Origin of the sequence: Pseudomonas sp. efr-133-TYG-23, assembly GCF_030209215.1 — a bacterium.
In the GTDB taxonomy this organism is placed as follows: Bacteria; Pseudomonadota; Gammaproteobacteria; order Pseudomonadales; family Pseudomonadaceae; genus Aquipseudomonas; species Aquipseudomonas rhodesiae.
In genome coordinates this window covers 244,375-266,332 of sequence record NZ_JARVSL010000020.1, presented here as the reverse complement: position 1 = coordinate 266,332, position 21,958 = coordinate 244,375, and the positions used below count along the sequence as shown (strand labels likewise).

General features: G+C 61.3%; 21 protein-coding genes and 1 pseudogene. 11 read left to right on the top strand and 11 right to left on the bottom strand.

Going from position 1 to position 21,958, the window contains the following annotated elements:
* Window positions 1-5: 5 nt before the first annotated feature.
* Window positions 6-1,349, bottom strand: coding sequence for a Wzz/FepE/Etk N-terminal domain-containing protein (locus tag QRN41_RS14545; RefSeq protein ID WP_094065588.1), 1,344 nt, complete (start codon window positions 1,347-1,349; stop codon window positions 6-8).
* Between the two features lie 347 nt (window positions 1,350-1,696).
* On the opposite strand from QRN41_RS14545, the gene QRN41_RS14540 reads away from it, so the two are divergent.
* The 4 genes from QRN41_RS14540 to QRN41_RS14525 all read left to right on the top strand — a co-directional run bounded on the left by QRN41_RS14540 (window position 1,697) and on the right by QRN41_RS14525 (window position 6,589).
* On the top strand, window positions 1,697-2,086 hold the full coding sequence (locus QRN41_RS14540) for a TIGR03067 domain-containing protein (RefSeq protein WP_285421698.1): 390 nt from the start codon (window positions 1,697-1,699) through the stop codon (window positions 2,084-2,086).
* A gap of 175 nt (window positions 2,087-2,261) precedes the next feature.
* Entirely contained in the window at window positions 2,262-3,500 is a 1,239-nt protein-coding gene (locus QRN41_RS14535) for an MFS transporter (RefSeq protein ID WP_285421697.1), read from the top strand.
* A 142-nt stretch (window positions 3,501-3,642) separates the two neighbouring features.
* Window positions 3,643-5,229 (top strand): ABC-F family ATPase, encoded by a 1,587-nt coding sequence (locus QRN41_RS14530; RefSeq protein WP_080758731.1) that lies wholly within the window; start codon window positions 3,643-3,645, stop codon window positions 5,227-5,229.
* A 184-nt stretch (window positions 5,230-5,413) separates the two neighbouring features.
* A complete protein-coding gene (locus tag QRN41_RS14525; protein WP_285421696.1) occupies window positions 5,414-6,589 on the top strand; it encodes an MFS transporter in 1,176 nt (391 codons plus the stop codon).
* On the opposite strand, the gene QRN41_RS14520 is transcribed toward QRN41_RS14525, so the two are convergent.
* A complete protein-coding gene (locus QRN41_RS14520; protein WP_034138201.1) occupies window positions 6,583-7,620 on the bottom strand; it encodes an alpha/beta hydrolase family protein in 1,038 nt (345 codons plus the stop codon). The genes QRN41_RS14525 and QRN41_RS14520 overlap by 7 nt on opposite strands.
* Before the next feature lie 209 nt (window positions 7,621-7,829).
* Entirely contained in the window at window positions 7,830-8,441 is a 612-nt protein-coding gene (locus QRN41_RS14515; protein WP_034097432.1) for an FMN-dependent NADH-azoreductase, read from the bottom strand.
* Window positions 8,442-8,566: 125 nt separating this feature from the next.
* Here QRN41_RS14515 and QRN41_RS14510 point away from each other — a divergent pair, with 125 nt between their 5' ends.
* Complete coding sequence (locus QRN41_RS14510; protein WP_285421695.1) at window positions 8,567-9,475, top strand: LysR substrate-binding domain-containing protein; 909 nt, start codon at window positions 8,567-8,569, stop codon at window positions 9,473-9,475.
* The gene (locus tag QRN41_RS14505) at window positions 9,472-9,828 is read left to right on the top strand and encodes an MmcQ/YjbR family DNA-binding protein (RefSeq protein WP_285421694.1); all 357 of its coding nucleotides are present in this window, start codon (window positions 9,472-9,474) and stop codon (window positions 9,826-9,828) included. Before QRN41_RS14510 ends, QRN41_RS14505 begins: the two co-directional genes overlap by 4 nt.
* Here the strand turns inward: QRN41_RS14505 and QRN41_RS14500 are convergent.
* The gene (locus QRN41_RS14500; RefSeq protein ID WP_034138203.1) at window positions 9,817-10,200 is read right to left on the bottom strand and encodes a DUF1294 domain-containing protein; all 384 of its coding nucleotides are present in this window, start codon (window positions 10,198-10,200) and stop codon (window positions 9,817-9,819) included. The two genes, QRN41_RS14505 and QRN41_RS14500, sit on opposite strands and share 12 nt — an antisense overlap.
* The gene (locus QRN41_RS14495; protein ID WP_034138204.1) at window positions 10,197-11,027 is read right to left on the bottom strand and encodes an undecaprenyl-diphosphate phosphatase; all 831 of its coding nucleotides are present in this window, start codon (window positions 11,025-11,027) and stop codon (window positions 10,197-10,199) included. Before QRN41_RS14495 ends, QRN41_RS14500 begins: the two co-directional genes overlap by 4 nt.
* Window positions 11,028-11,257: 230 nt before the next feature.
* Between QRN41_RS14495 and QRN41_RS26345 the strand changes: the two are divergent.
* From QRN41_RS26345 to QRN41_RS14480, 4 genes and pseudogenes are all read left to right on the top strand, one after another.
* Window positions 11,258-12,037: pseudogene (locus QRN41_RS26345) on the top strand (cache domain-containing protein); the annotation flags it as partial.
* Window positions 12,038-12,157: 120 nt separating this feature from the next.
* Entirely contained in the window at window positions 12,158-12,892 is a 735-nt protein-coding gene (locus QRN41_RS26340) for a methyl-accepting chemotaxis protein (protein ID WP_371264001.1), read from the top strand.
* A gap of 114 nt (window positions 12,893-13,006) precedes the next feature.
* On the top strand, window positions 13,007-13,570 hold the full coding sequence (gene pnuC, locus QRN41_RS14485; protein WP_034138206.1) for a nicotinamide riboside transporter PnuC: 564 nt from the start codon (window positions 13,007-13,009) through the stop codon (window positions 13,568-13,570).
* Window positions 13,567-14,097, top strand: coding sequence for an AAA family ATPase (locus QRN41_RS14480; protein ID WP_285421693.1), 531 nt, complete (start codon window positions 13,567-13,569; stop codon window positions 14,095-14,097). Before pnuC ends, QRN41_RS14480 begins: the two co-directional genes overlap by 4 nt.
* Window positions 14,098-14,129: 32 nt before the next feature.
* On the opposite strand, the gene ggt is transcribed toward QRN41_RS14480, so the two are convergent.
* Window positions 14,130-15,854 carry a gamma-glutamyltransferase gene (gene ggt, locus QRN41_RS14475; protein ID WP_047882437.1) on the bottom strand — a complete coding sequence of 575 codons (1,725 nt, stop codon included), beginning with the start codon at window positions 15,852-15,854 and terminating at the stop codon, window positions 14,130-14,132.
* A gap of 205 nt (window positions 15,855-16,059) precedes the next feature.
* On the opposite strand from ggt, the gene QRN41_RS14470 reads away from it, so the two are divergent.
* Window positions 16,060-17,205: a MalY/PatB family protein gene (locus QRN41_RS14470; RefSeq protein ID WP_285421692.1), complete on the top strand. Its 1,146-nt coding sequence runs from the start codon at window positions 16,060-16,062 to the stop codon at window positions 17,203-17,205.
* 22 nt (window positions 17,206-17,227) lie between these two features.
* On the opposite strand, the gene QRN41_RS14465 is transcribed toward QRN41_RS14470, so the two are convergent.
* The 5 genes from QRN41_RS14465 to QRN41_RS14445 all read right to left on the bottom strand — a co-directional run bounded on the left by QRN41_RS14465 (window position 17,228) and on the right by QRN41_RS14445 (window position 21,551).
* Window positions 17,228-18,154 (bottom strand): FecR domain-containing protein, encoded by a 927-nt coding sequence (locus QRN41_RS14465; protein ID WP_167418591.1) that lies wholly within the window; start codon window positions 18,152-18,154, stop codon window positions 17,228-17,230.
* Window positions 18,151-18,669 (bottom strand): sigma-70 family RNA polymerase sigma factor, encoded by a 519-nt coding sequence (locus QRN41_RS14460; RefSeq protein ID WP_034097412.1) that lies wholly within the window; start codon window positions 18,667-18,669, stop codon window positions 18,151-18,153. Before QRN41_RS14460 ends, QRN41_RS14465 begins: the two co-directional genes overlap by 4 nt.
* 149 nt (window positions 18,670-18,818) lie before the next feature.
* A complete protein-coding gene (locus tag QRN41_RS14455) occupies window positions 18,819-20,264 on the bottom strand; it encodes a mechanosensitive ion channel family protein (RefSeq protein WP_040268152.1) in 1,446 nt (481 codons plus the stop codon).
* Between the two features lie 203 nt (window positions 20,265-20,467).
* Window positions 20,468-21,328, bottom strand: a complete 861-nt coding sequence (locus QRN41_RS14450; RefSeq protein ID WP_034097405.1) for a pirin family protein — start codon at window positions 21,326-21,328, stop codon at window positions 20,468-20,470.
* A gap of 76 nt (window positions 21,329-21,404) precedes the next feature.
* Window positions 21,405-21,551: a hypothetical protein gene (locus tag QRN41_RS14445; protein WP_167418589.1), complete on the bottom strand. Its 147-nt coding sequence runs from the start codon at window positions 21,549-21,551 to the stop codon at window positions 21,405-21,407.
* Between the last annotated feature and the right edge of the window lie 407 nt (window positions 21,552-21,958).

Here is a 21,958-nt window from a genome sequence, read left to right as displayed (position 1 = left end):
GGGCGTTACAACGGCAGTTCGTCGTCCTTGCGCTCACGGCGGGCGAAGCGGCCATCGTCCAACGCCGAGTACGCCACCGCCGGGCGCGGCGTCAACATAAAGTGCCGGAACAGCGCAATCAGCAAGCCCAGTACCAGGCCGCCTACCAGGCTCAAGGCAATCACCAGGGCTTTTTTCGGCTTGATCGGCGCCAGCGGTTCCTGGGCGCGACGGTCGATGGTAACCAGTTTGAGATTGCTCATATCGATATTCAGCCCGCGCAACCGCGCGACTTCCGCACGCAGCGGCTCTACATCTTGCAGGAAGATATCCTCGTTGCCACGCTTGCGCAGCACTTCGACTTCACGGTTCGCTTCCAGCATTTGCAGCTCTTTACCGATCTCGGCCACCCGTGGGTTGGTGAAGTCGTCACTGGTGCGTTGCTGCAAGGCCACGCGTTCGGCCTCGAGGGCTTCGGTGCCGAGGAAATACAGCGGAATTTTCTGGTTGTTGACCTCGGTGCGCATCACCTGGCCTGAGCCACTTCGGCCGGCATCGGCCATGGAGGAAGGCGTGGTCGGGGTACGAATCCCCATCGATTTAGCGATGGCAATCGCCTCGGCCAGTTCGGCCAGGCGGTTGGTGCGCTCCATTTTCATCTGCAGGCGTAAAGCACTGAGCTCATCCTGCAATTGCGCGCGCTTGAGGCGGTCGGCTTCCAGCAGCTTGGCAATCTTGGACTCTTTATCGGTTTCGTAATTGGCGCGCGCTGCGTCAATCTTGCCCTTGAGTTCGTTGAGGCGGTTATTGACGATCACTTTGAGGTCAGCGCCCACCTGATCACGCTCAGCGGCGATGGCGTAGTCCACGAAACCGTTGAGGATCGCTACGCCGTCGATGTCGGCCGGGTATTGGAGTTCCAGGCGGATGTAACTGCTTAACGAGTCAGATTTTTTCGGGTCCGGCAAAATCAGGTTGACCGAGTTGCGGTTGAAGTCTTCAAAACTCTGCTCAAGGCTTTGCCCCGGCTTTTGGAACGCCGCGAACAGTTGTTCATGAGATTTGAAGAACCCCAGCCGCGCCTCGTAAGAGTCCAGTTGAGCCCCCACCTTGGACAACGCATCGGCCGGTGGCAGCTTATAGACTTCGGAGCGGTTGAGTGCATCCAGCTCGTTGATGGCCGCCGGGCGCAGTACGCTGCTCACTTCATAGGTCTTGGGCGCCAGAAATGCATACCCTGCTCCCAATACACCCGCCAGAATCGTGCAACCCACTACCAGCTTTTTTTGCCGCCAAATCGAGTGAAACAGTTCAAACAGGTCAATTTCGTCAGAAGAGGGAGACGCGTTAAGCGGGGAAGTTCGATTCAAAATGCAAGCCACCTTAAAATTGACACTAAAAAGCCATCACCGAAGTTCCGGATAACCCGGCAGCGCATCAGGGACAACGCCCTGAAACCTGGAGAACAGGCCCACCAATGGCGATCTGACCACTCAGTTTGTGGAAAAATCCCGCGCTATATAATTTCATTTCCGTTTCAACTAAATGAACATTCGCTCAACCGATACAGCCAACTGCCACATTGTTGTCACAAGAGTAGTCAAAAGAACGTTAAATAGCTGCTAGCGCAAGGAAAATTCTTTACCGCGCGTCTTGAGCGAGAAACATCCTACATACCAGCACCCTCTTCTAGTACCTCACTTAAAAGGACTTATCGATGCAATCTGCCGCTGACCCGGATCTTCACGCCCTGCAAGGGGCCTGGGAACAAATCTCGCTGGAAGACAACGGTGTGCTTGACCCTGTCGATGCACACACTGCGCCAGGGGCCATCACCACGATTGCCGGCAACGGTTTTGAAGTGAGGACCACCGAGGGCAATGTTTTGCTGGCCGGCCGGTTTTTCCTGGACAGTCGCACCGAGCCCAAGAGCATTACCTGGATCGACTCCATCGGTGAGGATGCCGGCAAGACACTGCCTGCCAGCTATCGCCTGGAAGGAGACACCTTTGTGTTTATTGCAGCCGACGAACATATGCCCAGGCCCACCGTGTTCAAGACCGGGCCTGGACAGACCATGCGTACCTTCGTGCGGCGCCATTCTTAACGTGGCGTGGTTGGACGGTCTATAGGGTGAAACCTGCCAACGGCAGTGAATCCCTTAGCCTGCCCTGTGAAGCAGCGGCATCGTCCCTGTTCAACGCGAAACTAATCGCCGGGGCCGCAGGTCATTAACGCAATGAGCCCTCAGTCGTTGAGTGCCCCCTCCCGAAGAAACTGCCGTGGCTGATCATTCCGACTTGCGCAATACCCTGAGCCTGGACAGCCTGAACTTCTTCCTCGCGGATGTGCGTGACGGCCTTGGTCCCTACCTGGCGATTTATCTGCTGGCGGTGCACAAATGGGACCCGGCCAGCATCGGTGTGGTGATGACCCTCGCCGGCATCGCCGCCCTGCTCACTCAAGGCCCGGCGGGGGCGTTGATTGATCGCACCCGCAGCAAGCGCGCGGTAATCGCCGTGGCCGCGCTGTTGGTGACCGGCAGTTGCGTGCTATTGCCCTTCGTCAGTTCGTTCAGCCTGGTGGCGTTGACTCAGGCTGCCAGCGCGGTCGCGGCCTCGGTATTTGCACCTGCGATCTCGGCGATTTCCTTGGGAATCACCGGCCCCCGCGCCTTCACCCGCCGTACCGGGCGCAACGAAACCTTTAACCATGCCGGCAACGCCGTGGCCGCGCTGTTGGCCGGGGGCCTGGCTTACCTGTTCGGGCCAGTGGTGGTGTTCTACCTGATGGCGTTTATGGCGCTGGCCAGTATCGTCGCGGTCAGTTGCGTGTCGGCTGGGGCCATCGATCACGAGGTCGCCCGTGGCTTCGACCCCGCCCATCACCACGATCACGAGCAGCCGTCCGGCATCAAGGTGTTGCTGAGCAATCGGCCGCTGCTGCTGTTCGCGATTTGCTGCGCCCTGTTCCACCTGGCCAATGCCGCGATGCTGCCACTGGTCAGCCAGAAGCTCTCGCAGATCAACCTGCACATGGCCACACCGCTGACCTCGGCCTGTATCGTCGCCGCGCAGGTGGTAATGGTGCCGATGGCCTGGCTGGTGGGTAGCAAGGCCGATGTATGGGGGCGCAAACCGTTGTTGATCCTGGGTTTTGTGATCCTGCCAGTACGTGGGGTGCTGTATACCTTGTCCAATGACCCCTACTGGCTGGTGGCGGTGCAAATGCTCGACGGCATTGGCGCGGGGATTTTCGGTGCGCTGTTCCCGGTTATCGTCAAAGACCTCACGCAAGGCACCGGACGCTTCAATGTGAGCCTGGGCGCGCTGTCCACGGTATTTGGCCTGGGCGCGGCGTTAAGCAATAGCCTGGCCGGTTTCGTCGTGCAACTGGCCGGCTACAATGCGGCGTTTCTGACCCTGGCGGGCGTGGCGGCTGTCGCGCTGGCGCTGTTATGGCTGGCGATGCCCGAGACTCTGGAAAAACCATCGTTCGAGCGCCATACAACTGTCGCCTGACATATGCGACAATGCGCGCCAAATTCCAACACACATCCCCCATTTTCTGCTCAGCGACCGGGTTTCGCGCCTTGATGTCGCTGTTGACGCATGCCTGGCGGCATCCGCTGCCACGCGCGCAACCCATTGATAGGTAAAGTAATTGATCTCCACAGCTAACATCACCATGCAGTTCGGCGCCAAGCCGCTCTTTGAGAACGTCTCGGTCAAGTTCGGCGCCGGCAACCGTTATGGTCTGATCGGTGCCAACGGGTGCGGCAAGTCGACCTTCATGAAAATCCTCGGTGGCGATCTCGACCCGTCCGGTGGCCAGGTCATGCTGGAGCCGAACGTACGTTTGGGTAAATTGCGCCAGGACCAGTTCGCCTACGAAGAATTCACCGTGCTCGACACCGTGATCATGGGCCACGAGGAGCTATGGAAGGTCAAGGCCGAACGCGACCGCATCTACTCGCTGCCTGAAATGAGCGAAGAAGACGGCATGGCCGTGGCCGAGCTGGAAACCGAATTCGCCGAGATGGACGGCTACACCGCCGAATCCCGCGCCGGTGAACTACTGCTGGGCCTGGGTATTCCCCTGGAGCAGCATTTCGGCCCGATGAGCGAAGTGTCCCCTGGCTGGAAACTGCGCGTGCTGCTGGCCCAGGCATTGTTCTCCGATCCTGAAGTGCTGCTGCTCGACGAACCGACCAACCACCTGGACATCAACACTATCCGCTGGCTGGAAAACATCCTGACCCAGCGCTCCAGCCTGATGATCATCATCTCTCACGACCGTCACTTCCTGAACAGCGTGTGCACCCACATGGCTGACCTGGACTACGGCGAGCTGCGCCTGTTCCCGGGCAACTACGACGAGTACATGACCGTGGCGACCCAGTCCCGCGAGCAACTGCTGTCGGACAACGCCAAGAAGAAAGCGCAGATCTCCGAACTGCAATCCTTCGTCAGCCGTTTCTCGGCGAACGCCTCGAAAGCCAAGCAGGCCACTTCCCGCGCCAAGGCGATCGACAAGATCCAACTGGCCGAGGTCAAGCCTTCGAGCCGTGTGAGCCCGTTCATCCGTTTCGAACAGACCAAAAAGCTGCACCGTCAGGCAGTCATCGTCGAGCACATGGCCAAAGGTTTCGACGGCAAGCCATTGTTCAAGGACTTCAGCTTCCAGATCGAAGCCGGCGAGCGCGTGGCGATCATCGGCCCGAACGGTATCGGTAAGACCACCCTGCTGCGCACCCTGGTCAACGAACTGACGCCGGATGCCGGCAGCATCAAGTGGACCGACGCCGCAGAATTGGGCTATTACGCCCAGGACCACGCCCACGACTTCGAAGACGACGTCACGCTGTTCGACTGGATGGGTCAGTGGACCCAAGGCGAGCAGATGATCCGTGGCACCCTGGGTCGCATGCTGTTCTCCAACGATGAAATCCAGAAGTCGGTCAAAGTGATCTCCGGCGGTGAGCAAGGCCGCATGCTGTTCGGCAAGCTGATCCTGCAAAAGCCGAACGTGCTGATCATGGACGAACCGACCAACCACTTGGACATGGAGTCCATCGAGGCGCTGAACCTGGCGCTGGAGAACTACCCGGGCACGCTGATTTTCGTCAGCCACGACCGTGAGTTCGTATCGTCCCTGGCCACTCGCATCATCGAGTTGAGCGCCAACGGCGTGATCGACTTCAGCGGCACCTATGATGACTACCTGCGCAGCCAGGGTGTGGTGTTTTAAGGGGAGCGGTCTGCTGTCAGCTGTCAGCTGCAAGCTGCAAGCTGCAAGCTGCAAGATAGAGCCCCGTCCAATGTGATGGGGCTTTTTGCATACGATGGAATACCCACATCAATCGTTAGCCTGCTTCCTTTTCCCCCAAGCCCTTGCCATGATGGGCGCACCGCCCGCCCGCGAACGAGTCCCCATGCCTGCCGCCGCGCCCTCGTCCTTGTCGATCACCCTGCAGATCGTCTCCATCGTCTTCTACACCTTTATCGCGTTTATCTGCATCGGCCTGCCGATCGCGGTGATTCCAGGCTTTGTGCATGAGCAACTGGGTTTCAGCGCGGTGGTGGCCGGGGTGACCATCGGTTCGCAGTACCTGGCGACCCTGCTCAGTCGGCCCATGGCCGGGCGCATGTCGGATACCGTGGGCACCAAGCGCGCCATCGTGCTGGGGCTGGCCGGCATCCTCATCAGTGGCGTGCTGACGCTCTTCGCGACGCTGTTGGCGAGTATGCCCAACCTGAGCCTCGGGGTTCTGATCGTCGCGCGGCTGTTGCTGGGGGTGGCCCAGGGGCTGATCGGCGTGGGCACCATCAGCTGGTGCATGGGCGCAGTCGGCGCCGAACATACCGCGCGTTCGATCTCCTGGAACGGCATCGCCTCCTACGGCGCCATCGCCATCGGCGCCCCCTTGGGGGTGGTGATGGTGGCCGACTATGGCTACAACATTCTCGGCCTGGCACTGGCGGTGTTGGCGGCGTTGGGGTTGGTGCTGATCCGCAACAAACCGTCGGTGCCAGTGGTGCGCGGCGAGCGCTTGCCCTTTTGGGCGGTGTTCGGGCGCATTGCGCCGTTCGGCACCAGCTTGTGCCTGGCGTCCATCGGCTATGGCACCCTCACCACGTTTATCACCCTGTACTACCTCAATCGTGGCTGGGCCGGTGCGGCGTATTGCCTGACGGTGTTTGGGGTGTGCTTTATCCTGGCGCGGCTGGTGTTTATCTCCGCCATCAGCCGGTTTGGCGGCTTTCGCGCGGCGATTGCCTGCATGAGCATCGAGACCCTCGGGCTGACCTTGCTGTGGCTGGCGCCCAGCACCGCAGTGGCGCTGATCGGTGCTGGGCTGACCGGTTTCGGCTTGTCGCTGGTCTACCCGGCGCTGGGTGTGGAGGCGATCAAACAAGTGCCCAACAGCAGTCGCGGCGCGGGCTTGAGTGCGTATGCGGTGTTCTTCGACCTGGCCCTGGCGATTGCCGGACCGCTGATGGGTTTCGTCGCGTTGAACCTGGGTTACGGCTGGATCTTCCTGTGCGCGGCACTGCTGTCGGTCGCGGCACTGGGCCTGACCGTGCTGCTCAAGCGCCGCGCTTATTGATCCGCGGTCTGTAAGCCTGCGCGGCTGGGCTCGCCGAGGGTGTGACTGAAAAAGCGCCCGGCCTCGGAAACCAGGTCGCGGTGAATGCCTTCACGGTCCACCCCATCGGCGTCGGTGCACACCGCCGGCATTGCCGCCAACTGGTCGCTGTCGCATGGCGCCATAAATACGAAGTGCCCTGCCCCGGCCAGCAGTTTGAAGTCCGGCGGTTCCGGCAGTTTGCGCGCCAGGGCCGCGGCGTTCTTGTCCACCGCGACCAGTTTGTCGCCGTCGCCGCTGTAGAGCAGCACTGGCACATGCACATCCGCCAAGGTGTGGCGGCCGAACATCAGGCTCAGGGGCGCCATTAGCATCAATGCGTGAATACGTGGATCGGCCTGGGGCTGCAGATCGTCGCGATCCACCACCAGCTCACCTTTGGTGGTGCAGGCGTCGCGGTCTTCAGGGCGCTCCTGGCAATAGCGGCGCAGGCGATCGAAATCCGGCTTAGCCCCGGCCAGGATCAGTGCGGTCTCGCCGCCCGCCGAATAACCGATCACACCGATCTGGTCGACATCCACGAACGGCGACAGCATCGGATCGCCCAGTGTGGCGGTGATCGCTTCGGAAATCTGGATCGGCCGACCATACAGGTTGCTTACGGTGCCCAGGCGGCTGTGATCTTTGTAGTTGTCGCCGGGGTGAAGCACCGCCACCACCACAAACCCTTTGCGCGCCAGGGACGTGGCCAGGTCATGCAGCGCCAGCGGTGTGCCGGTGTTGCCGTGGGACAGCATCAGCATTGGGAAACGCCCGATGGCGATTTTGGCGTCTTCGGTGGCAGCGATGTGGTACGGGCCCACTTGGGTACTGTGCTCAAGACCGGTGGAGGGGTAGAACGCGATAGCCTTCATCGGCTGCAGATCCAGCGGGTCGAGAAAACTCATGCGATGAAAGCCCACGCTCCAATGGGGGTGCGGTGCGGGAGCGGCGTGCACTGAAATCAGGCTGCCGAGCAGGGAAAGAACCATCACAGCACAAAGACGCATCATGGGGCTGTCCACCTTTGCTGCGTGAGAACCGACATGTCGATTAAAAGTCCGGAGTACTGACCCCACGCTTGCACAACCTGGGCCACATTCAAAGGACAGCGCACACACGAAAAAACTCCGTACTCCGCTCGCGTTCAGGCCAGCAGAATACAGAGTTTAGGCGCCCGGTTTCGGATTGAAACCGGGGCGAGGCGAAATTTACACAAGCCTTACGCGGCGGCGAACAATTGTTCGTTGATCAGTACGTTGGCGTCGCTCAGGGCCTTGCTGCGCATTTCGTCACCGTAGGCCAAGCCTTCGGCGCGCACGAATTCGATGTCAGTGATACCCAGGAAACCAAACAGCAAGGTCAAGTAGCCTTCGTGAGCCGCGCCCGACGCTTGCCCGGCATGCAGGCCGCCGGCGGTGGACACGATGATGACTTTCTTGTTGCCGCACAGGCCCTCAGGGCCCGCTTCGGTGTAGCGGAAGGTCTGACCGGCTACCGCGATGCGGTCGATCCAGGCTTTCAATTGAGTCGGAATGGTGAAGTTATACATCGGCGCGCCGATCACCAGCGCGTCGGCGGCAAGGAATTCCGCCAGGGACGAAGCGCTCAGTTCGGCCTCATGCTTTTGCGTGGCATCGCGCAGTTCGGCGGCGGTGCCCAAGGCTCCCAGGGTGGCGCCGGAGAAATGGTTGATACCTTCGCTGGCCAGGTCGCGGTAAGTCACTTGCACGCCTGGCTCAGCGGCTTGCCATGCTTTGACCACTGCGGCGCTGAGGGCGCGGGAAGCCGAGTTGTCACCGAGGATGCTGGAATCGATATGCAACAGTTTCATGGCAAAGCTCCAAAGAAGATCAGGGAATGTCGATCAGATGGTGCTAAGGCTACCCATGAAACCAATAGTCGATAAGACAGCTGAAATGCGATAGTTTGTCCCACTGACAGGACAATAGGCCCAGCATGCAAGATCTCAACGACCTCTATTACTTCGCCAAAGTCGTCGAAGCCGGCGGCTTTGCCGCAGCCGGGCGGCAGCTGGGCATTCCCAAGTCGCGCCTGTCACGGCGCATTGCCGAGCTGGAAGAGCGCCTCGGCGCGCGCCTGCTGCAACGCACCACGCGGCAACTGACCCTCACTGCCGTGGGCGAACGCTACCTGCGCCACTGCCAGGCCATGCTGTTGGAAGCGGAGATGGCCGATGAGGCCGTGGCCAGCATGTCCAGCGAACCCCGTGGGCGTCTGCGGGTCAGTTGCCCGGTGGGGTTGGCGCAGAACATCCTGCCCGACCTGGTCGCGGGCTTTCTCGCCGCCCATCCCCAGGTGCAGCTGGAAATGACCCTGGTCAACCGCCGCGTCGATCTGGTGGCCGAAGGCATCGACGTGGCCTTGCGCGTGCGCGAGCTGGGCGATGAAGACCCGTTGCTGGTAACCAAGCGACTGCGGGCGGCGCAGACGGTGCTGGTGGCGAGCCCGAATTTCCTGCATGGGCGCTCGATCGCCAGCCTCGACGACCTCAAGCAACTGCCGATCCTCGGAGCACTGGAGGCCGACCGCATGGTGCATCAGCGCCTGCTCGATCCCCAGGGCCATGCACACGATCTGGTGATGGAGGCGCGCCTGGGCATCGATGACTTCATCGTGCGCAAGGCCAGCGCGATCATGGGCTTGGGCTTTACTGTATTGCCGATGATGTACTGCGAAGAGGAATTGGCCAGTGGCCGACTGGTGCAACTGCTGCCGGAGTGGTCATTGCCGGGCGGCTGGCTGCAGGCGGTATACCCGCATCGCCGTGGCGTGCTGCCGGCGATTCGCGCATGGATCGACTACCTGGAAGAAGGCTTCAAAAGCTGTGGAGATCGCCTGCTATGAGCATGACCGAAGCGCAAGTCGCACGCTTCTGCCTGGACCTGCCCGGCGCGCGGGAAGATTACAAATGGGGTGGCGTGCGGGTGTTTTCGATTGCCGGCAACAAGATGTTCGCCCTGCAGAACCTGCGCGGCGACTCGCTCGCCTTCAAGGTGGACCCGGACCTGTTTCTCGGGCATGTCGACCGCCCGGGCATTGGCCCCGCGCCGTACCTGGCGCGCGCCCACTGGATCATCATGAATACGCCCTACCCCCTGGGCGCCGATGAGCTGCGCGGCCTGTTGCAACGTTCCCACCAATTGGTAGTGAGCAAGTTGCCCAAGCGCACGCAGATCGGGTTGAAGCTAGAGGATTGAACCCAGGGTGCCGCCCAGGAACATCTGGTCAAGCCAGAACACCTGGTGCAACAGCACGATCACCCAGAACAGCACCTGGTACGACACCTTGCGCGTCTTGTGCCGGAACACCTGCTGGGCAATCAACGCCCCCGGCCAACCGCCCGCCAGCTCGACCGCATGCAGGACGTTTTCCGGAGTGCGCCAGCTATCGGTGCGGGCCTTGCGTTTGTCGCTCCAGTACAAGAAAAACGCCACCACGCTGACCACGGCATAGGCCGCCAGCGGCAGCACGGTGTCGCCGCGATACCACAGCAAGCCCGACCCCAGCAGCGGTGCCGCGCACAACAGCACGAAAATCAGGGCCTTGAGGCGTGGATGTTGGATCGTCATGCCTTGGCGGCCACCCAGTCGATCCAGCCGAACTGCCAGGTCGCCAGGATCAACAGGCCGAAGGCGATCCGATACCAGGCAAACACTGCGTAGCTGTGGCTGGCAATGAACTTGAGCAGGCCCTTGACCGCAATCATGGCGAAAATGAACGAGGTGACGAAGCCGATGGCGAACACCGGCAGGTCCGCCGGCTGGAACAGGTCGCGGTACTTGTAGCCCGAGTACACCGCCGCGCCCACCATGGTCGGCATGGCCAGGAAGAACGAAAACTCGGTAGCGGTCTTGCGCGACAGACCGAACAACAGGCCGCCGATGATGGTCGCGCCAGAGCGCGAGGTGCCGGGAATCATCGCCAGGCACTGGGCGAAGCCCACCTTCAGTGCATCCTTCCAGGTGATCTCATCGACCGTTTCGGCATGCACTTCATGCTGGCGGCGTTCGGCCCACAGCATGATCACACCGCCCACCACCAGCGCCGCGGCCACGGTGATCGGGTTGAACAAATAGTGATGAATCGCGTCGGCAAAAATCACCCCCAGCACCACCGCCGGCAAGAAGGCAATCAGCAGATTGGCCGTAAACCGCCGCGCCTTGGGCTGGGTGGGCAAACCGGTAACCACCTGGAAAATCTTGCCACGAAACTCCCACACCACCGCGAGAATGGCGCCCAGTTGAATAATGATATTGAACGCGTTGAAACGGTCGCCGCTGAAATCCAGCAAATCGGCCACGATGATTTGGTGCCCGGTGCTGGAGATCGGCAGGAACTCGGTGAGCCCCTCGACGACGCCCAAGATGAGTGCCTGTATGGCGGTCCAAAAATCCATGCTTCCCCCAAAGGTCATGCTTGGCGCATGCCTGGTTAGTCTTTTAATGGTTCACTGACGACGAGCGCGCTGAAGGCCCGGCGTTGACTATGGTCAATGCCGATCTGAAAAAATTCTGTGAAAAATCAGACAGTACTCAGGTTTTTCGAATTCAGGCCGAAAGCCTATCAGACAAGGCGTAAAAGTCGATCAAGCGCCCACAATTATAAAAAGACCGGAGTGACAGGACGATGAACAGTTTGCGCAATATGTCGATCAGCCGGCGGCTCTGGCTGATCCTGATAGTCGCCGTGCTGATGCTGTTGGCTCTGGGTTTGCTGATGCTCAAGCAGATCCATGACGACCTTTACCAAGCCAAACGTCTACAAACCCAGCATGTAGTACAGACCGCCAGCGGCATTCTGACGTTTTATCACGGCCTCGAAACCACCGGTGTCATGACTCGCGAAGCCGCGCAGAAACAGGCCCTAAGCGCTGTGCGTGGGCTGCGCTACGACCATGACGACTACTTCTGGATCAACGACCTTACGCCCGTGATGGTCATGCACCCCGCCAACCCCAAGCTCGACGGCCAGAACCTCTCGGCCATCCGCGACCCCGATGGTTTCGCCATTTTCAACGAATTCGTGGTCCTGGCTAAGGCCAAAGGTGCCGGCATCGTCAACTACCGTTGGCCCAAGCCTGGCGCCGAAGCCCCGGTGGCCAAGACCTCGTATATCCAATTGTTCGAACCCTGGGGCTGGATTATCGGCTCTGGCGTGTATGTGGACGACGTCCAGGCCGAGTTCAACGGCCAGGTATGGAAAGCCTCGGTGATCGGCCTGGTGATCGCGTTGGTCATGGCCCTGCTGGTGACGTTGATTGCCCGCAGCATCGTGCAGCCGTTGCAGGCCGCGGTAAACGCCATGGGCAATATCGCCAGCGGCGAAAGCGACCTGACCCGCAGCCTCGACACCCACGGGCGCGATGAAGTCACCCTGCTGTCCCAGCACTTCAATACCTTTACTGCCAAGTTGCGCCAGGTGGTCAGCCAGTTGCAGGTGTGTGCCAACGCACTGGGCCAGTCCTCCCAGGAACTGGGCAACAATGCCAGCCAGGCCCACGACCGCAGCCAGCAGCAGTCGCAGCAGATGGAACTGGTGGCCACCGCTATCAATGAAGTCACCTACGGCGTGCAGGACGTGGCCAAGAACGCCGAACACGCCGCCAGCGAAATGCGCGACGCCCAGGCCCAGGCCCAGCAAGGCCAGGTAAATATCGACGGCAGCCTGCAACGGATCGATCAGCTTTCCACCACCATCAGCCAGGCGGTGGATGTGATTCGTACCTTGTCCAGCGAAAGCACCCAGATCGGCGGCGTGCTGGAGGTGATCCGCTCCATCGCCGACCAGACCAACCTGCTGGCGCTCAACGCTGCGATTGAAGCCGCGCGGGCCGGCGAACAAGGCCGGGGCTTCGCCGTGGTGGCCGACGAGGTGCGCCTGCTGGCCCAGCGCACACAGAAATCCACCGCCGAAATCCAAGTGATGATCGAGCGCCTGCAAGGTCACTCCGAAGCGGCGGTCAAGGTTATCAGCGACAGCCACACTGCATCCCAAGCGACCATCGAGCAAGCCGGTCTGGCCGGCGAAAGCCTGAACGCGATCGGCCAGGCCTTGCGCAATCTCAATGGCCTCAACGCCTCGATTGCCAGCGCCACCCTGCAACAGTCCCATGTGGTGGAAGACATCAACCAGAACGTCACCCAGGCGGCCGGCCTGTCCCACAGCACCGCCTTGGCGGCGGAACAATCGAGCCTGGCCAGCACCCAGCTGCGCAGCTTGAGCGAACAATTGGAAGGCTTGCTGCGTCAGTTCAAGGTCTAGCGCTACCCCGCTGTGGGAGGGGCTGGTTCCCTCCCCGGCGGCCTCTGTGTGTTTTGTAGATTGCACACCTCTGGGTACAATCCCCGCCCTCTTCCACTCTCCCAAGGAACCACCATGTCCGGGCTTGAACTGTTCGCCGCCGCGTTGGGGGTGATCGCTGTCTGGCTGACGGTCAAGCAGAACCCCTGGTGCTGGCCCATCGGCCTGGTGATGGTGCTGCTCTACACCTGGGTGTTCTACGACGTGAAACTGTATTCCGACATGCTGCTGCAAGTGGTCTACGCCGCCCTGCAAGTGTATGGCTGGTGGCAATGGACCCGCGCCGGCGAGGTCAAGCAAGGGCGTCAGGTCACTCGACTGGGGGTGCCGGCCATCAGTGCCAGCCTGGCGCTGGGTGCGCTCGGCAGCCTGCTGTTGGGCGCGGCGATGGCGCACTGGACCGACGCCGCGCAACCCTGGCTCGACGCCGCACTCACCGGCTTCAGCCTGGTGGCGCAGGTATGGATGGCGCAGAAGCGCGTGCAATGCTGGCCGTTGTGGATCGCCGTGGATGTGATTTTCGTCGGGCTGTTCCTCTACAAAGGCTTATACCTCACCGCCGCACTCTATGCGCTGTTCACTGTGATTGCCGTGCAAGGCTGGCGCGAGTGGCGCGCCGACCCGGCGTTGCGCACATGAAAGTGGTGGTTTTGGCCGGCCCGGAATCCAGCGGTAAAAGCTGGCTGGCGGCGCAGTTGCAGGCGCAGTTCGGCGGCTTGATGGTCGGCGAATACGTGCGGTATTTCATTGATCATCACCAACGCGACACCTGCCTGGCGGACATCCCGGCCATCGCCCGCGGCCAACTGGCCTGGGAAGACGCCGCCCGCGCCGAGCAGCCCGACCTGCTGATCCTCGACACCCACCTGCTGACCAACCGGCTATGGAGCCAGACCCTGTTCGGCGACTGTCCCACCTGGCTTGAAGATGAATTGCTGGCCCGTCACTACGACCTGCATCTGCTGCTGTCGCCCGACGATGTGGAATGGACCGCCGACGGCCAGCGCTGCCAGCCGCACTTGGCCGACCGCCAGGCGTTTTTCCGGGCGGGCCTGGACTGGCTGCAACAGCACCGACAGCCAACAGTGGTGATCGGAGGCGATTGGGAGGAACGCCGGCAAGCGGCGTTCGCGGCGGTGGGAAAACTGCTCACCCAGCCTCTGTAACAGCGAACGCGCCGACAGAGGCTGGGCGTGGATCAGTAGCCCAAGGACAACCCGGTATTACGACGTGGGTCATTGGCCCCATAGAAGCGGTTGTTACCCACCGGTTTGCCGCCCAGCGACGGCGCCCCCACCAGGATCGCGGCCAGATGGTTGGCGTCCTGCGGCCCGGCGAACTTATGGCCCCAGCTCTCCAGAATCTTCTGGGTATCCGGACTCACCGCAAAGGTTTCCAGGTTGGTGGTCTCTGGCATCCATTGTTGATGGAAACGCGGCGCGTCCACCGCTTCCTGAATGTTCATCTTGTAGTCGATCACATTAAGGATCGTCAGCAACGTCGCGGTGATGATGCGGCTGCCCCCCGGCGTGCCCACCACCATCACGGCCTTGCCGTCCTTGGTCACGATGGTGGGGCTCATGGATGACAGCGGCGCCTTGCCAGGTGCGATGGCATTGGCTTCGCCTTGCACCAGGCCGTACATGTTCGGCACACCGACCTTGACGGTGAAGTCGTCCATTTCGTCATTGAGGATGACCCCGGTCTTGCTCGCCATCACGCCGGCACCGAACCAGTCGTTGAGGGTGTAGGTCACGGATACCGCATTGCCCCACTTGTCGACGATGGAATAGTGAGTGGTGTTGTTGCCCTCATGGGGCGCCACGCCAGGTTTGATCGCCTGGGAGTCGCCGGCCTTTTGCGGCTCGATGGCCGCGCGCAGCTTGGCGGCGTAGTCCTTGTCCAGCAGGTGGTCGATAGGGTTTTGTACGAAATCCGGATCGCCCAGGTAGCTGTTGCGGTCCACGTAAGCGTGACGCATCGCTTCGATCTGGTAGTGCAGGCCTTGGGCCGAGTGATAGCCCAGATCGGCCATCGGGTAGCCTTCGAGGATGTTCATGATCTGGCAGATCACCACGCCACCGGAGCTGGGCGGCGGCGCCGAGACCACATGGTAGCCGCGATAGTCGCATTCGATGGGCGCCAGTTCGCGGGTCTTGTACTTGTCCAGGTCGGCCTGGGTGATGATGCCCTTGCCGGCCTGGCTGGAATCCACCAATGCCTTGGCAACCCAGCCTTTATAGAAGCCGTCGCTGCCCTTGGCGGAAATTTCCTTGAGGGTTTTGGCCAGGTCTTTCTGCACCAATTTCTGGCCGACCTGCAGCGGCTGGCCGTTATGCAGGAAGATGCCGCGCATGTCCTTGTCTTTTTCGAACTCGCCGGTGGCGGTGTGCAACAGGTCGATATCGCCCTGCTCCAGGGCGAAGCCGTTTTCCGCCAGCTTGATTGCCGGAGCAATCACCTGGGCACGCTTGAGGGTCCCGTATTTGCTCAGTGCCAACTCCATGCCGGATACCGTACCGGGCACGCCGACCGCCAAATGGCCTTTAGCGCTGAGGCCTTCGACGACGTTGCCGTCCTTGTCCAGGTACATATCCGCAGTGGCGGCCAGCGGGGCTTTTTCGCGGAAATCGAGGAAGGTCTTGCGGCCGTCCGCCAACTGCACGGTCATGAAACCGCCGCCGCCCAAGTTGCCTGCCGCCGGGTACACCACCGCCAGCGCGTAGCCCACGGCTACCGCCGCGTCCACTGCGTTGCCTCCGGCTTTAAGCACATCCACGCCCACGTGGGTGGCCAAATGCTGGGCCGTGACCACCATGCCGTTTTCCCCGGCCACCGGGGCCTGGGACGCTGCGTGCACGCCGCTGACCGTCAACACCAGGGCAGTGGCAATCAATGTGCGGCTCAAAGGTTGGTATTTCATCCATGGCTACTCGGGTTGTTGAGATGCACCAAAATAGCCCGACTCAGATCCAAGCCCCAGCGCGGTGGCGTTTTTATTACAGAACTTGTCGGTCACGGGACGAAGCCATCAATATGCCTGTATTCAGGACCTGTCAGCACCGCTACTGGCATCTGGCATTTATCCCGTTAGAATCAGCCCCCCTGCCCTTTGAGACGAGCCGCCCATGAGCTTTGATTTCGACACGATCCACTCCCGCCTCGGCACCGGTAGTACCAAGTGGAGCCGTTACCCGGCAGACGTGCTGCCGATGTGGATCGCCGACATGGACATCGCCGCGCCGCCGGCGGTGCTGCAAGCCCTGCGCGAGCGTCTCGACCAGCAGATCCTCGGCTACAGCGTGGCCGGCCCGCAGGTGCGCCAAGCCATCGTCGACGATTTGTGGGCCAAGTACGCCTGGCGTGTGCTGCCCGAAGAACTGCTGTTCCTGCCCGGCGTCGAACCTGGCTTCAATATGGCGCTGCATGCCTTTGTGCAACCCGGCCAATCGGTGGTGCTGCAAACCCCCAACTACCGGCCGATTCGCCTGGCGCCGGGGCACTGGAACCTGCCGCGCATCGAAGTGCCGTTTGAATTCGTCAAGGGTGAATACCTGACACCTCTGCCCGCCATGCATCAGGCACTGAACGGCGCCGGCGCGCTGCTGCTGAGCAACCCGCACAATCCCATCGGCAAAGTATTCCCCCGCGAAGAACTGCTGGCCGTGGCCAACGCCTGCCTGGACAACGGCGCGCTGATCATCAGCGACGAAATCCATGCCGAACTGTGCTTCGATGGCCGCCGCCATATCCCCACCGCCAGCCTCAGCTCGCAGATCGCCCAGCGCACCATCACCCTGATGTCGGCGAGCAAGGCCTACAACGTGGCGGGCCTGAAGACCTGCTTTGCGGTGATCCAGAACGCCGAGATCCGCGAGCGTTTCAACAACGCGCGCTGCGGTATGGTCGACAGCGTCAGCCCACTGGGCCTGGAGGCCACGCGTGCCGCCTACAGCCAATGCGGCGAGTGGCTCGACGCGCTGGTCAAATACCTGCAAGCCAACCGTGATTACCTGCTCAATGCCGTGCAAACCCGATTGCCCGGCGTGGTGATGCATGCGCCCCAAGGCACGTTCCTGGCCTGGCTCGATTGCACGGCCTTGGGACTGGACGATCCGCAGCAGTTCTTTCTGGAACAGGCCAAGGTCGGCTTGAGCGCGGGGATCGAGTTCGGCGACGACAGCCAGCAATTCGTGCGCCTGAACTTCGGCTGCCCGCGGGCGATGTTGGAGGAAGGCTTGCAGCGCATGGAGCGGGCGTTGCGCGAGCGTTAACCGAGCGAGCCGGGTGCGACCCTCAGCTCAGGCGCCGACCTGGGGTGAGTGTCACCCAATAACGGGTGCGGGCATGTACCTCCAACCCTAACGTCGAGGCCAGCAGGTCGAGGATGCGATCGGTGTCCTCCAACCGAAAGCTGCCGGTGACCCGCAGCGCTTCCAGGCTCGGGTCCCAGCGCAGCACGCCAGGACGGTAGCGTTCCAGTTCCCGCAAAAAATCCCCCAGCGCCTGGTTCTGCGCGGTCAGTACTCCGTCGCGCCAGCCCAATTGCAGCACGTCGAACGGCACCCAGGCACCGAGCCCAGTGGCTTGCAAGGGCGCTTGCTGGCCGCCTTGCAACGTCGCCAATTGCCCGTTCAGGTCGCGTACCTGCACCGCCCCCTTGAGCACCGAGACGCGGCAACCGGCCGCCAGTTGCCGAACGCACACCTGGGCCTGACTGACCCGCAGTTGGCCATAACGCGTGTTTACGGTGAACGCCGAGTCGCCTGGCACATCAAGGGCCAGTTCACCGTCGACCAGAGTGATTTGCCGCTGCGCCAGGTCCATGTCCACCGCCGTGGCGGTGTTGAGCTGCAGGTTGGCGCCATCGGCTAACGGCAGGCGTTTGCGTTCGCCGGTGGCGGTATGCAGGTCGGCGCGCCAGGTTTCGAGCGGCAGCTGACGGCTGATCAGCCAGGCAGTCGGTACCAGCGCCGCCACCCCCAGCGCACGCTTGAGCACCGCGCGCCGCCCCGGTTGCGGGCGATCCAGACTGGCCATCGCCAGCGCCTGGGGCAAACCGTTGAAGCGCTGTCGCAAGGTCTGGGCTTTTTGCCAGGTCTGCTCATGCTGAGGATGGCTGTCGCGCCAGCGCTGCAACGCGGCGTGATCGCGCTCGGTGGCCGCGCCGGATTCCAGCAACGCCAACCACTGCGCCGCCGCGCGCGCGACATCGCGACTCACAGGTCCACCAGCAGGCAATGCTCATACGCCTGGGCCATGTAACGCTTGACCGTGCGTTCAGACACCTCAAGCCGCTCGGCAATCTCGCGATACCCCAGGCCTTCCAGTTGGCTCCAAAGAAACGCGCGGCGCACCAGCACCGGCAAACCGTCGAGCAACTCATCCAGGGCTTGCAGGGTTTCCAGCAGCAGCCAACGCTGCTCTGGCGACGGCACGCAGGCTTCGGGCAAGGTGGCCAAGGCATTCAGATAGGCCTGTTCCAGGCTGCGACGCTGATGGAAATTCACCAGCAAGCGCTTGCCCACCGTCACCAGATAAGCACGCGGTTCCTGCATCTGCGCAATGGGCTGGGCACTGGCCAATACCCGCAGGAACGTATCCTGGCTTAAGTCCGCCGCATCCCAGGCATTGCCCAAGCGCCGCCGCAGCCAGTTTTCCAACCAACTGCGATGATCGCGATACAAGCTCGACAGCGTCAGTTCAGCGGCTTGCGTAGGGACAACAGCATCATTCATGGCAAACAACCTGCGCAGCGCGAGTGAGTCTCAAATGAGATTAATTCTATTTAATATCGCGCCGGGATACCACGATCTTTCCTACAAAACTTTCTGAAAGGCGAGCCGTAACACTGCGCGGAGAAACACAGCCGTCATTCACCGCTATTTCAAAAGCCGCGTGTGCGCAACCACTGCAAAAAGCCTTTCTTCACTGGCACCACCGGGGCTTCCTGGGTCAGCGCCTGGGCGGCGTGTACGCGGAAATCCAGCAGGGTTTTCATGGCGTCGCCAATGTCGTGGCGCGCATCCAGGCACGGCGTCAGGTATTCCTTCTCGATGCGGTACAGGGTGCAGAAGGTCTTGGCGGTGAAATCCGCCAGGGTCGCCTCGTCGGACAGGATGCCCGCCTCGCCGATTACCTCGCCAGGGCCCATGCGCCCGGCTTCGAACTTATGCCCGCCCTTGGTGAGCATCACCGAGACCACGCCGGATTCGACGATAAACAAATGATCGCTGACCTCGCCCGCCGGCAGGATCATCTCGCCGGCGCGATAGGTGCTCAGGGTCATGTTTTGGCTGAAGGTTTCCTTCTCTTCCTGGCGCAGGGTGGAGAAAATCGTCGAGCTGTCCAACAGCGCCCGGGCCCGTGAGGTCACCACCGGCGTGGCGCTCTCGGTGGCCGACAACAGACTCACCCCGGCCGCTTGCAGATGACGGAATGCCAAGTCATACAGTTGGTTGCGTACTTCGCGTTTGAGTGGCATGGCCGGCACGAACCCGCTGATCTCGTATTCCGCCCCGCCACTGGCGGACGTTTTGAACGCCACGCTGGGTGCCGGCTTGGCCAGCAGCGGCCGGCAGCCCTGCATGGCGCGCTCCAACGCTTCGATCACCGTTTGCGGGCGCGCATGGGGGCTGACTTGCAAGCTGACGGCCAAACCGAACATATCCGCCGGACGCGAAAAATTGATGATCTTAGCCTTGGCCGCCAGGGAATTGGGGATCACCGCCATGCTGCCCTGGGAGGTTTGCAGGCGTGTGGCGCGCCAGTCGATATCGGTGACGCGGCCTTCGGTGCCGTCGATGGAGATCCAGTCATCCAGTTGGTAAGGCTTGGTGGTGTTGAGCACGATTCCGGAAAATACATCGCTCAAGGTGCTTTGCAGCGCCAGGCCGACAATGATCGCCACCGCGCCGGACGTAGCGAGCACGCCTTTGACTGGCAGGTCGAGCACGTAGGCCATGGCGGCGATGATCGCGATCAGGAAAATCACCGCGCCCATCAAATCCTGCAACAGCCGCCCGGTATGGCCGACCCGCTGCATCATCAAGGTGCCGAGCAATACCGTGAGCGTACGGGCCGCGAACAACCACCAGCCGATCTGCAACGCCGTGGCGGCTAGGTGCAGCGCGGTGTTGTCGGCATAAGGCGCCAACTGCATGGGGTTCATGCCGTCGTTAAACAATACGGCGCTGAACACCGCGAAAATCAGCAGCCGCGCCGCCAACTTCCAGTTGTCCAGGTTGGGGGAGATAAGTCGCCAAACGGCGATGTCGATCAGGATCAGCGCCAAGGCGCACAGCATCGGGTGATCAGCGATAAACGAGGGCATCCAGGCGACTCCAGGGCGAATGACGGGAAGATCGCATGAAATGAGATTGTCGGAAACAAATTGTATCGGGATGGGATGGGGCTGCTATGCAGCCCAGCGCAGGGCAAGCCTGCCCACCACAAAAAGCGCGCAAAAAACCGCATCTGTGCTGAGCGAGCTTGCCTCGCGCTAGGCCGGTTTATTCACCACAAAATTTGGGGCGCTTACATCCGCCCGAATTTGCCGGATTGGAAATCAGCAAACGCTTGGTGGATCTCCTGCTCGGTATTCATCACAAACGGCCCATGCCCAACGATGGGCTCATCAATCGGCTCGCCGCTGAGCAGCAACACCTTGGCGTCGTCGTTGGACTCCAATGTCACCTGGCGGCCATCGCGTTCGAACAGCGCCAATTGCCCTTGGCGTGCGATTTCCTGCCCATTGATCAGCAGCGTGCCGCGCAGGATCACCAGGGCGGTATTACGCCCTGCATGCAAGTCCAGGGTGACCGGCTTGCCCGGATTAAGGCGCAGATCCCACACATCAATAGGCGTAAAAGTGCGCGCCGGGCCGCTGGCACCGGCGAATTCACCGGCAATCAGGCGCAGCTGTCCGGCGTCGTTGGCCAGGGGCAGTACCGGGATATCGGCGTCGACAATTGTCTGATAACCCGCCTCGGCCATTTTGTCCTTGGCCGGCAGGTTGACCCACAGTTGCACCATCTCCAGCGCGCCGCCACGACGGGCAAAGGCTGGGGAATGGAATTCCTCATGCAGGATGCCCTTGGCGGCCGTCATCCATTGCACGTCGCCGGGGCCGATGGTGCCGCCGGCGCCGGTGGAATCACGGTGCTCGACTTCGCCGTCGTAAACGATGGTTACGGTTTCAAAACCGCGATGGGGATGCTGGCCGACACCGCGACGCTGTTCGGTCGGCGTGAATTCGGCCGGGCCGGCGTGATCCAGCAGCAGGAACGGGCTGATGTGTTTGCCTAGCGAGTCGTAGGAAAACAGCGTGCGCACTGGAAAACCATCCCCCACCCAATGACCGCGAGGACTGGTGTAGATACCGATTAACTTTTTCATGATGTACCTCCAAAGTGGGTACACCATAAGGCCGGCGAGGCGTAAGCACTAGACGGCAAACCTGGCCTGGATTGTCCTATGTATAGGACAGTTCAACAGGCAGGCGCGCGCGCACCGCCAACACCGACCAGCCAAACGCTTGATATATCACCAGCGCCCACACCCCGCCCAGCGCCATCAGCGTCACGCCCCTGGACACAATGCGCTGCGGGCCCAGGCGCATGATGGTGCGTCGGGTCTAGGTGGAACTGACGACCAGCCCAGACACTTGATCAACGGCCCACCGCCCATCGGCGCCACCACGATCGCATGGAGCATGCCGATTATGGCCAGTGCCAGATTGTCGAAACATCCCACATAACCGCCGGATAAGCTCTACTCCCCTGCCCTGCAAACCTCTGCAAAGTCCCTCGCCTGATCACACAGTGCGAGGGATTGCAGATGGTTTGTTTCGTGAAGCTTCTTGGCCGAGAGCGGAATGGTACAACTTAGAGAGTTCCAGAGATTCTCTACGTGACGTTTACGTTCTCGCTCAGGGCCGTTTGGAAAGGCGACCTCCCAAAAGCCAGCCGAGAAGCCCCATCAACAGGGTAAGAACACCCGCCACCTCACCGACTACCCAGCTCCTGT